General features: G+C 69.8%; 10 protein-coding genes and 1 pseudogene. 9 read left to right on the plus strand and 2 right to left on the minus strand.

Translation table 11 applies throughout. The features are described 5' to 3' along the window. Positions 1 to 1164 (plus strand): class I tRNA ligase family protein (locus tag LQV45_RS10960; RefSeq protein ID WP_230007047.1); only part of this gene is annotated, 1164 nt, incomplete at its 5' end. Next, positions 1161 to 2078, plus strand: coding sequence for a TatD family hydrolase (locus LQV45_RS10965; protein ID WP_230007048.1), 918 nt, complete (start codon positions 1161 to 1163; stop codon positions 2076 to 2078). The genes LQV45_RS10960 and LQV45_RS10965, both read left to right, overlap by 4 nt. A 69-nt stretch (positions 2079 to 2147) precedes the next feature. Here the strand turns inward: LQV45_RS10965 and LQV45_RS10970 are convergent, their stop codons facing one another. Further along, complete coding sequence (locus LQV45_RS10970; RefSeq protein WP_230007049.1) at positions 2148 to 3602, minus strand: sugar porter family MFS transporter; 1455 nt, start codon at positions 3600 to 3602, stop codon at positions 2148 to 2150. Positions 3603 to 3659: 57 nt separating this feature from the next. Between LQV45_RS10970 and rsmA the strand changes: the two genes are divergently transcribed. Next, the gene (rsmA, locus tag LQV45_RS10975; protein ID WP_230007050.1) at positions 3660 to 4499 is read left to right on the plus strand and encodes a 16S rRNA (adenine(1518)-N(6)/adenine(1519)-N(6))-dimethyltransferase RsmA; all 840 of its coding nucleotides are present in this window, start codon (positions 3660 to 3662) and stop codon (positions 4497 to 4499) included. Between the two features lie 141 nt (positions 4500 to 4640). Beyond that, positions 4641 to 5576: a phosphodiesterase gene (locus LQV45_RS10980; RefSeq protein WP_230007051.1), complete on the plus strand. Its 936-nt coding sequence runs from the start codon at positions 4641 to 4643 to the stop codon at positions 5574 to 5576. On the opposite strand, the gene LQV45_RS10985 is transcribed toward LQV45_RS10980, so the two are convergent. Beyond that, positions 5527 to 7107 (minus strand): stealth conserved region 3 domain-containing protein, encoded by a 1581-nt coding sequence (locus LQV45_RS10985; protein ID WP_230007052.1) that lies wholly within the window; start codon positions 7105 to 7107, stop codon positions 5527 to 5529. The genes LQV45_RS10980 and LQV45_RS10985 overlap by 50 nt on opposite strands. A gap of 242 nt (positions 7108 to 7349) precedes the next feature. Between LQV45_RS10985 and LQV45_RS10990 the strand changes: the two genes are divergently transcribed. The 5 genes and pseudogenes from LQV45_RS10990 to LQV45_RS11010 all read left to right on the plus strand — a co-directional run. Continuing rightward, positions 7350 to 8282: a 4-(cytidine 5'-diphospho)-2-C-methyl-D-erythritol kinase gene (locus LQV45_RS10990; RefSeq protein ID WP_230007053.1), complete on the plus strand. Its 933-nt coding sequence runs from the start codon at positions 7350 to 7352 to the stop codon at positions 8280 to 8282. A gap of 136 nt (positions 8283 to 8418) precedes the next feature. Then, positions 8419 to 8721 carry a DUF427 domain-containing protein gene (locus tag LQV45_RS10995; protein ID WP_138172748.1) on the plus strand — a complete coding sequence of 101 codons (303 nt, stop codon included), beginning with the start codon at positions 8419 to 8421 and terminating at the stop codon, positions 8719 to 8721. A gap of 13 nt (positions 8722 to 8734) precedes the next feature. Beyond that, the gene (locus tag LQV45_RS11000; RefSeq protein WP_230007054.1) at positions 8735 to 9559 is read left to right on the plus strand and encodes an ABC transporter ATP-binding protein; all 825 of its coding nucleotides are present in this window, start codon (positions 8735 to 8737) and stop codon (positions 9557 to 9559) included. Then, positions 9556 to 10236, plus strand: coding sequence for an ABC transporter permease (locus LQV45_RS11005; protein ID WP_230007055.1), 681 nt, complete (start codon positions 9556 to 9558; stop codon positions 10234 to 10236). Before LQV45_RS11000 ends, LQV45_RS11005 begins: the two co-directional genes overlap by 4 nt. Further along, positions 10233 to 10556, plus strand: a pseudogene (locus tag LQV45_RS11010) (ABC transporter permease); the annotation flags it as partial. The gene LQV45_RS11005 and the pseudogene LQV45_RS11010, both read left to right, overlap by 4 nt.

Here is a 10556-nt window from a genome sequence, read left to right on the forward strand (position 1 = left end):
ACCGAGGCCGAGATCGTCGACGGCGAGGGACCCTTCGAGGGGCTCAAGGTCTGCGCCATCCACTCCAAGCCGCTCGAACTGCTGCAGGAGAAGAACTACTTCTTCAAGCTCAGCGAGTTCCAGGAGCCGCTGTTGGAGCTCTACCGCTCGGTGCCCGACTTCGTGCGCCCCGATTCGGCGCGCAACGAGGTCGTGTCGTTCGTCAAGAACGGCCTGAAGGACCTTTCGATCTCGCGGTCGACCTTCGACTGGGGCATCCAGGTGCCGTGGGACGAGTCGCACGTCATCTACGTGTGGGTCGACGCGCTGCTGAACTACGCCACGGCCATCGGCTACGGCACCGATCCCGAGGATTTCGCCCGCCGCTGGCCCGCGTACCACGTGGTCGGCAAGGACATCCTCCGCTTCCACGCGGTGATCTGGCCCGCGATGCTCATGGCCGCCGGCCTCGAGGTGCCTCGCGGCGTCTTCGCACACGGCTGGCTGCTCGTGGGCGGCGAGAAGATGTCGAAGTCCAAGCTCACCGGCATCGCGCCGACCGAGATCACCGACGTCTTCGGTTCGGACGCGTACCGGTTCTACTTCCTCTCGGCGATCGCGTTCGGCCAGGACGGCTCCTTCTCGTGGGAGGACCTCTCGGCCCGCTACCAGGCCGAGCTCGCTAACGGCTTCGGCAACCTGGCATCCCGCACGGTCGCGATGATCGAGCGCTACTTCGAGGGGATCGTTCCCCCGGCAGGCGCCTACACCGAGGCCGACCTGGCGATCCAGAAGACGGTGGCGGATGCCGCGACCCACGCCGACGCGGCGATGGAGCGGTTCCGCATCGACGAGGCGATCGACGCGATCTGGACGATCGTGACGGCGCTGAACGCCTACATCACCGAGAACGAGCCGTGGGCGCTCGCCAAGGACGAGACGCAGCGCGAGCGCCTCGGCACGGTGCTGTACACCGCGGCCGAAGGCCTGCGCGCCCTCGCCGTGCTGCTGTCGCCGGTCATGCCGATCGCGACCGAGAAGCTGTGGATCGCGCTGGGTGCCGCCGAGAGCATCGGCCGTCTGCCCGACCAGCCCCTCCGCGAGGCGGGGGCGTGGGGCGTGCTGCGCCCGGGCGCATCGGTCAACGGCCTGTCGCCGCTGTTCCCGCGCGTCGAGCAGGCATGAGCACGCCCGTCGAGCGCCCCCGCGGCACCATCGAGGGCGGCGACCCCAGTCAGTACGTGCGCGAGCGCTCGGCGGACGGACGCCGCGACGTGAGCTACCCGCCCGCGCCCGAGCCGCTGGGCGTCGCCGTCTACGACAACCACTGCCACCTCGAGATCGAGGACGGCGAGACCGGACTCTCGCTCGACGAACAGCTCGAGCGCGCGGTCGCGGTCGGGGTCCACGGGGTCGTTCAGGCGGGCGGCGACATCGATTCGTCGCGCTGGTCGGCGTGGGCCGCGCAGCAGCACCCGCGCGTGCTCGCCGCCGTCGCGATCCACCCGAACGAGGCGCCGGCGTACGACGAGGCCGGAGAGCTGGATGCCGCGATCGCGGTCATCGACGAGCTCGCGGCCCAGCCGCGGGTGCGGGCGATCGGCGAGACGGGCCTGGACTTCTTCCGCACCGAGGCCGATGGCATCCCGGCCCAGATGCGCTCGTTCGAGGCGCACATCGCTCTCGCCAAGAAGCACGGGATCGCGATGCAGATCCACGACCGCGACGCGCACGACGCGGTCCTCGAGACGCTCGAGCGCGTCGGCGCCCCCGAGCGGACGGTGTTCCACTGCTTCTCGGGCGATGTCGAGATGGCGCGAGTCGCCGCCGACCGCGGCTACTACCTCTCGTTCGCCGGCAACGTCACGTTCAAGAACGCGCAGAATCTGCGCGACGCCCTCGCCGTGACCCCGCCCGAGCGCATCCTCGTCGAGACCGACGCGCCGTTCCTCACGCCCACGCCCTTCCGCGGGCGGCCGAACGCGCCGTACCTGATCCCGGTGACGCTGCGCTTCCTCGCGGCCGAGCTCGGGACGGATGCCGATGAGCTCGCGGCGCAGGTCGCGGCGAACACGCTCGAGGTCTACGGGGAGTTCTGACCCTCGCACGAACGACGAAGGCCGGCACCCCGCGGGGGCCGGCCTCGATCGTGAGGCGGGAGAGGGCGGTCAGGCCTTCGCCTTGGGCTTCTTCACGAAGAGCGTCTCGGTCTGCTCCAGTTCCATGCCCTTGGTCTCGGGGATCCGCAGCGCGACGTACACGAACGACAGCGCCGCGAACAGGGCGTACATGCCGTAGGTCAAGGGAAGCGACCAGCCCGACATCGCCGGGAACGACACCGTGATGGCGAAGTTGGCGATCCACTGGGCGCCGGCGGCGACGCCGAGCGCCTTGCCGCGGATGCGGCTCGGGAAGATCTCGCCGAGCAGCACCCACACCAGCGGGCCCCACGAGGCGCCGAAGCCGACGACGAAGACGTTCGCGGCGACGAGGGCGATCCCGCCCCACGGTGCCGGGAGCGAGACGTCCTGCCCGCTTCCCTGCGCGAACGTGAAGGCCAGCGCCATGGCGCCGAGCGACAGGGTCATCAGCACGGAACCGGTCAACAGGATGGGCTTACGACCCACCCGGTCCACCAGGAAGATCGCGACGAAAGTGACGACGACGTTCGTGATCGAGGTGATCACCGAGATCAGCAGGGAGTTGCTCTCGTCGAACCCGACGGCGCGCCAGAGCGTCGTGGAGTAGTAGAAGATCACGTTGATGCCGACGAACTGCTGGAACATCGACAGCAGGATGCCGGTCCAGACGATCCCTTGCAGACCCAGCACCGGTCCGCGCAGCGACACGTTCTTGTTCTTGCGGTCGGCGTCGATCGCGCTGGTCAGGTCCTTCATCGTCTTGTCGAGATCGGCCGGCGGCACGAGGCGCGAGAAGATCGCACGCGCCTCGTCGGTGCGGCCCTTCGCCAGCAGATAGCGCGGCGACTCGGGGACGGTGAACGACAGGATGCCGTAGACGGCGGCCGGCACGACGCCGACGAGGAACATCCAGCGCCACGCTTCCAGACCCAGCCAGAGCTCGTTGGCCGCGCCGCCCGCCGACGTGGCGAGCAGGGCGTCCGAGAGCAGGGCTCCGAAGATACCGAGGGTGATCGCGAGCTGCTGCAGCGAGGCGAGGGAGCCGCGGATCTGCCGCGGGGCGACCTCGGCGATGTATGCGGGAGCGACGACGGAGGCGATGCCGATGCCGAGGCCGCTCATCACGCGCCACAGGATCAGGTCCGGGACGCTGAAGGTCAGCGCGGCACCGATCGAGGAGACGAAGAAGAGGATCGCGCCTAGCAGCATGACCCGCAGGCGGCCCCAGCGATCCGAGAGCGCTCCGGCGACGATGGCACCGACGGCGCAGCCGAGGAGGGCGACGGCGACCACGAACCCGGTGAGCACCTGCGTCAGCTCGAAGTTGCCCTCGACGGCGTCGACCGCGCCGTTGATGACGGACGAGTCGAAACCGAACAAGAAGCCACCGACGGCGGCGGCGATCGAGAGGCCGACCGCCCGTCGCCCGTAGGGGCCTCGGAGGGTGAAGGCATTGGCGGGGATCGACTGCGTCTGACTCACCCGTTCACGGTACTCCCAGGAAAGGGACAGTGGCCGGAGGCTGGCTACAGTGGAACAATGCCCGTTTCGCTCCTCGGTGCCGCCGAGATCCGCCGGCTCGCCGCCGACCTCGACGTCACCCCGACGAAGAAACTGGGGCAGAACTTCGTCGTCGACGCCAACACGGTGCGCAAGATCGTGCATGCGGCCCGGGTCGAGGCATCCGATCGGGTGGTCGAGATCGGTCCCGGTCTCGGCTCGTTGACCCTCGCGATCCTCGAGACCGGTGCCTCCGTCGTCGCGGTCGAGATCGACCACCGCCTGGCCGCGCGTCTTCCCGAGACGGCTGCGGCGCACGGCGTCGCGGACGACCGCCTCACCGTCATCGACGCCGACGCCCTGCAGGTGCGCGCGCTGCCGGGAGAGCCCGCAGTGCTGGTGGCGAATCTGCCGTACAACGTCTCGGTTCCCGTGCTGCTGCACTTCCTCGAGACCTTCCCGTTCCTGCAGCGCGGTGTCGTGATGGTCCAGGCCGAGGTGGGGGAGCGTCTGGCGGCCCCGTCCGGGTCGAAGGTCTACGGCGCGCCGAGCGTCAAGGCCGCGTGGTACGGCGCGTGGCGCCTGGCCGGAACCGTCTCGCGCCAGGTCTTCTGGCCGGTGCCCAACGTCGACAGCGTGCTCGTGGGCTTCGAACGGGATGCCGAGCCGCGCGGCAGCGAAGAGCTCCGGCGCCGCACGTTCGCGATCGTGGATGCCGCCTTCCAGCAGCGTCGCAAGATGCTGCGGCAGGCCCTGTCCGCCGTCCTGGGCGGATCGGCGGCCGTCGCATCGGAGACGCTCGAGCGGGCCGGAGTGGACCCGACCCTGCGGGGCGAGCAGCTCTCGATCGACGATTTCGTGCGGATCGCCGTTCTCTGAGGGGTCCGCCCCCGGGGTCGACGTCGGGGTGATTTCCCGACGTGTTCATCACGCGTTCCGGAAACATGTCTGTAACATTTCAGCCCAACCGGGAGCATCACGCCGGGGAGAGGTCGCACCCGACGACCCGAAGGGAACGAGATGCGCTACGCCGAATACCCGCGTGCCGAACGCGTGCTGCTGCACTTGAGCGACACCCATCTGCGGGCGGGCGGAGCACCGCTCTACGACCGCGTGGACTCGGAGGCGCACCTCGCTCAGGCGATCGCCGCGATCGAGGCCTCCGGCGTCCGCCCCGACGGGCTGATCTTCACCGGCGACCTCGCCGACTTCGGCGAGGGTGACGCCTACGCGCGCGTCCGGGCGCTCGTCGAGCCGGCCGCGGAGCGCCTGGGTGCCCCGGTCATCTGGGTCATGGGCAACCACGACGACCGGGCGACCTTCCGTTCGCACCTGCTCCCCGCCGACCACGGCGACCCGACGGCGCCCGTCGACCGGGTGGACGAGGTGAACGGGCTGCGCATCGTGACGCTGGACACGTCCGTTCCGGGGCAGCACCACGGCGAGGTCAGCGCCGCGCAGCGCGAGTGGCTCGCCGACGTGCTGTCGGTCCCCGCTCCGCTCGGGACGATCCTGGCCATGCATCACCCGCCGGTGCCGAGCGTCCTCGATCTCGCCGCGACCGTCGAGTTGCGCGAACAGCGCCTGCTCGCGGACGTGCTGCGGGGGAGCGACGTGCGGACGATCCTCGCGGGGCACCTGCACTACTCCACGTTCGCGACCTTCGCCGGCATCCCCGTGTCCGTGGCATCCGCGACGTGCTACACGCAGGACCTCATGGTGCCCGTCGGCGGGACGCGGCCGCAGGACGGCGCGCAGGGGTTCAACCTCGTGCACGTCTACGACGAGACGATCGTGCACTCGGTCGTGCCGGTCGTCGCCGCCGAGGTGCTGCAATACGTCGACGCCGCCGAATCGCAGGAGCGCCTGCGCTCGGCGGGGATCGTCGTGCCGACGAACCGCGAACTCAGCGGGCGGGTGTCGCCGCCGACGACACCGCTGCCGATCCGGCGCTGACCGAGGTCTTCTCCCACGGGGCTGCGACCGGGAAGTAGCGCTCCAGGCACGCACGCAGCGCGGGGACCCGGACCTCTTCGGGGATCTCGGGAACGCTGCCGTCGTTGAGGCAGAACATGTCGGTGTCGCGACGCGACACCAGACGCTCCATGCGGCGCAGCGAGTCGAGCTGCGTGGTCTGGACGTAGCGAGTGCGCGGCTCCGTGGTCACGACCGCGCGACCGGTCGCCAGCGCGTAGAAGTGGTACAGGCTGTTGGTCACCGAGATGTCGGAGGCGGCGCGGAACCGGCTCGCCGCCGTGCGCGCGTAGTCCTCGGCGAACTCGCGCTCGAGCTCGTACGCGACCGAGCGCCGCAGCGGGGTGGCGCAGTGCTCGAGGTCGAGCGTGATCACCCGGCCGAAGCGCTCCTTGAGCAGCGCCCGGTTGACCCGCAGGCCGTTGTCGTGGCCCGAGCGATCGACGTGCGCCGGTCCGCTGCCGATGCGGATGCCGCTCTCGACGAAACGGCTGATGCCGGCTCCGCTGAAGAACAGCTCGGGGGTCACCGGCCGCCCGAAGAACATGTCGTCGTTGCTGTAGAGGAAGTGCTCGGCCAGCCCCGGGATGCGGTGCAGCTGGGCTTCGACCGCGTGAGAGTTGTGCGTGGGCAGCACTGTCGGGTCGGCGAAGAACTCCTCGCTGCGCACGATCGTGACCTTGGGGTGGTCGGCGAGCCACTCGGGTGTGGGGGAGTCGGTCGCGATGAAGATGCGGCGCACCCACGGGGCGTACATGTGGACGCTGCGCAGCGCGTAGCGCAGTTCGTCGACCTGGCGGTACCGGGCGGCGTTGTCGTCGCCGTCGCCCACGACGTACCCCTTCATGCGGGCAGCGCGCTGCCGCTGGAAGTCGCTCGAGGAACCGTCGACCCACGAGAAGACCATGTCGACGTCGTGCGTGAACTCGTTCGGGTGCGGATCGAACATGCCCGCGACCGTCCGCCAGCGACGCCCGTAGCGCTCGATCTCGACGAGGTCCAGATCGGCCGCGGCGAAGGTCCGGCGCGTCAGCGCGCTCGGGCGCGGGGCCTCGACGGTCTGCGCGCCGAAACGCCACAGCTCCAGGCGCGGCGCCAGTGCAGAGCCGTAGCGGTACGAGCCCTCGGTCGAGGTGCGCGGACGGAAGACGGCGTAGGCCTCGACGGCGTGCGGGGTCGGCACCACGCTGTGCGCGGGCACCGGGTCGTCGCCGCGCGCCTTGAGGTACACGGGACCGAGCTCGGGATCGCGCAGCGCCGCGAGCGCGGCATCCGCGTGGACGGTGTCGACGACGAGCTTCGGTCGGCGGTTCGCGTCGCGCACGAGCAGGACGGGAACACCCGCGGCCTCGATGGCGGATGCCACCGTGAGCAGGTCGTCGCGCTCGGCGTCGGCGGGGGTGGAGGTGTCATCGACGAGGTGCAGGATGCCGTCCACCATGCGGATGTCCGCCCGGGAGAGGAGTGCGCGCCAGGGGTCGGTCTCGACAGAAAGGGGGACCATCGATCGCATACTGTGCCTCCTCGGGGGTGATGGGGACGGTTGATACACCGTAGGGAGCCGTCGTTACGGCTGCGTTTCGGCGACGGCGCCGGACGGCGGTGGGCGGCGCGCTACTGTCGAAGAGTGACTGAGATCGCCCGTTCCGGCCCGGCCGCCGTCCACCCGTCTCTCGCGGGTCGGACGCTTTCGGGTCGACGTTCCAGTTTCGCACACGGCGGGGCACTTCGGCTCCGCGGGCGGCGGGCCGTCCGATGAGGGGGCCCACGCCGCCGTCCGTCCGCGTGCGCGCGCCGGGGAAGATCAACGTCTTCCTCGAGGTCGGCGACGTTCACGACGACGGTTATCACGAGGTCGCCACGGCGTATCAGGCCGTCTCGCTGTACGAGGAGATCACCGCCACGGCGGCCGACGACATCACGATCGAGATCGCGGGCACCTCGACGGTCGACGTCGACGGAGTCCCCACCGACGACAGCAATCTCGCCGTCCGTGCCGCGCGGTTGCTCGCCCGGGTCGCCGGCGTCGACCGGGGCGTGCACTTGTCCGTGCGCAAGGCCGTTCCGGTGGCCGGAGGAATGGGCGGCGGGTCCGCGGACGCAGCGGCGGCGCTCGTGGCGTGCGATGCGCTGTGGGGCATCGGGATGCCGACCGCCGACCTCACGCGTCTGGCGGCGCAGTTGGGTGCGGACGTGCCGTTCGCCCTCCTCGGCGGCACCGCGATCGGAACGGGACGCGGAGACGAGCTGAGTCCCGCGCTGGCCTCGGGGCGGTTCGACTGGGTGCTCGTGACCAACGACGTGGGGCTGTCGACACCGGTGGTCTACGGCGAACTGGACGCCCACCGGGAGCGCCACATGGTCGACATCGGTCCGGCGCCGCGTGTCCCCGCCGTGGCCCCCGACGTGCTGCACGCGCTGCGGCAAGGCGATGCCCGCATGCTGGCGGCGACCGTCCGCAACGATCTGCAGGCTCCGGCGCTGCACTTGCGCCCCGATCTGGCGCGCATCCTCGAGCGCGGCGAACGATCGGGTGCCTTGACCGGAATCGTCTCGGGGTCGGGGCCGACCCTGGCCTTCCTCGCCGCCGACGAGACGGCGGCGATCGATCTCCAGGTGACCCTCAGCGCCGCCGGCCACCGCGCCCTGCACGCCCACGGTCCCGTGGTCGGTGCGCGGCTGGTCTGACCGGCCCGCACCATAGCCCAGGTCGTCACACGCAGCAATCTGCCGGTTCGTGTCGGAGGCCCTCGCTAGCCTCGATCGCAGTGGTTTCGTACCGGCGGATGCCGTGTCCGCCAGCGGCCACGAAAGGGGAGTTCCCATGAAGGCAGTACTCGACGGCGTCGTCATCGCCGAAGCCGACCGCGACGACCTGGTCTCCATCGAAGGCAACTGGTACTTCCCGCCGCGCGCGGTGCGCGAGGGCGCGCTCTCCCAGAGCCCGACGCCGTACACCTGCCCGTGGAAGGGCGCGGCCCAGTACTGGAACGTCTCCCTCGATGGCGCCGAGCTGACCGACGGTGCGTGGTCCTACCCCGACCTCCGCCCCGGTGCGGTCGATCGCGTCGGCACCGACTTCGCGGGATACGTCGCGTTCGATCGCAAGGTCGTGGTCTCCGACTGAGTCGGGCACGCGCATGATCGAGTTCTCGACCGTCTCGAAGGTCTTCCCTGACGGCACGAAGGCCGTCGACGATTTCAGCCTCGTCATCCCTTCGCGCAAGACCACCGTCTTCGTGGGCTCCTCCGGGTGCGGCAAGACGACGCTGCTGCGCATGATCAATCGCATGGTCGAGCCCTCCGCGGGCTCGATCACGATCGACGGCGACGACATCGGCGCACAGCCACCCGTCCAGTTGCGACGACGTATCGGCTACGTGATGCAGAACTCCGGCCTTCTGCCGCACTTCACGGTCGCCGAGAACATCGCGACCGTGCCCGTGCTCCAGGGCGAGAACCGCAAGAAGGCGCGCACCCGCGCACTCGAGCTCATGGAGACCGTGGGGCTCGACACCGCGATGGCCGATCGCTACCCCAGCCAGCTCTCGGGCGGTCAGCAGCAGCGCGTGGGCGTGGCCCGTGGCCTCGCGGCCGACCCCAACATCCTCCTGATGGACGAACCGTTCGGGGCCGTCGACCCGATCGTCCGTGACGAGCTGCAGCAGGAGCTCATCCGTCTGCAGAACGACATCGGCAAGACCATCGTGTTCGTGACACACGACATCGACGAGGCGTTCCTCCTCGGCGACCAGGTGGTCCTGCTCGAGAAGGGTGCGCAGATCGCCCAGGTCGGAGCCCCCAGCGAGATCATCGAGAACCCCGCCAACGATTTCGTCGCGAGCTTCATCGGCGCGATCAAGGGCAAGCGCGCGTTGCGCCTGAAGCAGACCGCGCACGGCACGGTCGTCGTGGATGCCGAAGGGCGCACGCAGGGTGCTCTCGTGGAGGAGCCGCGCCCGTGACGTGGGTGGTGAACAACCTCGGCCTGATCGGGGAGCTGACCCTGCTGCATCTGCGGCAGAGCCTGATCGCCTTGCTCGTGGGCTTCGTGCTGAGCATCCCGCTCGGGTGGTTCGCGTGGCGGTACCGTCTCGTGCGCAGCAGCGTCATCACCATCACCGGGCTCCTGTACACGATCCCCTCGCTCGCGTTGCTGATCCTGATGCCGGTCGTCACCGGCTGGTACTCGATCGTCAGTGAGACGAACCTCATCGTGGCGCTCGCGATCTACGCGGTCGCGATCCTCGTCCGGGCCGTCGCCGACGGACTCGATTCGGTCGACGCGGGTGTCCGCCAGGCGTCCACGGCGATCGGATACGGCTCGTTCCGCCGCTTCTGGGCCGTGGAGTTCCCCCTCGCGGGCCCCGTGATCCTCGCCGGGTTGCGGGTGGCGTCCGCGAGCACGATCGCCCTCGCGACGGTCGGCATCCTGGTCGGCATCCAGAACATCGGATACCTGTTCACGAACGGTCTGCAGCGACGGATCATCCCCGAGGTGTTCACGGGTGTGCTCGCCGTGGTCGTCATCGCCCTGGTGATCGACCTGCTGCTCGTCATCGCGGGTCGTCTGCTCATGCCCTGGACGCGCCGGGTGAAGACCCCCGCGCGTCGAGCGACCCGGACGGCGGTGACCGCATGAACCTCTTCGGTGACGCCATCGCCTGGATCTTCTCCGGCAACCCCGGGACCGGTTTCGACTCCATCCCCGTCGCCATCGGCGTGCAGCTGCTCTACACGGTGATCTCGGTGGTCATCGCGGCGGCGATCGCGGTGCCGCTGGGCTGGTACATCGGCCACACCGGCAAGGGGCGCGAGATCGCCGTGTCGATCTCGGGCGCGGCCCGTGCGATCCCGTCGTTCGGCCTGCTGATCCTGCTGACGCTGCTGCTCGGCGTGCTGCACAAGCCCGAGGCCGCGGTCATCTCGTTCGTCGTCCTCGCGATTCCGTCGCTTCTCGCC

It is taken from the genome of Microbacterium sp. Bi128, assembly GCF_918698205.1.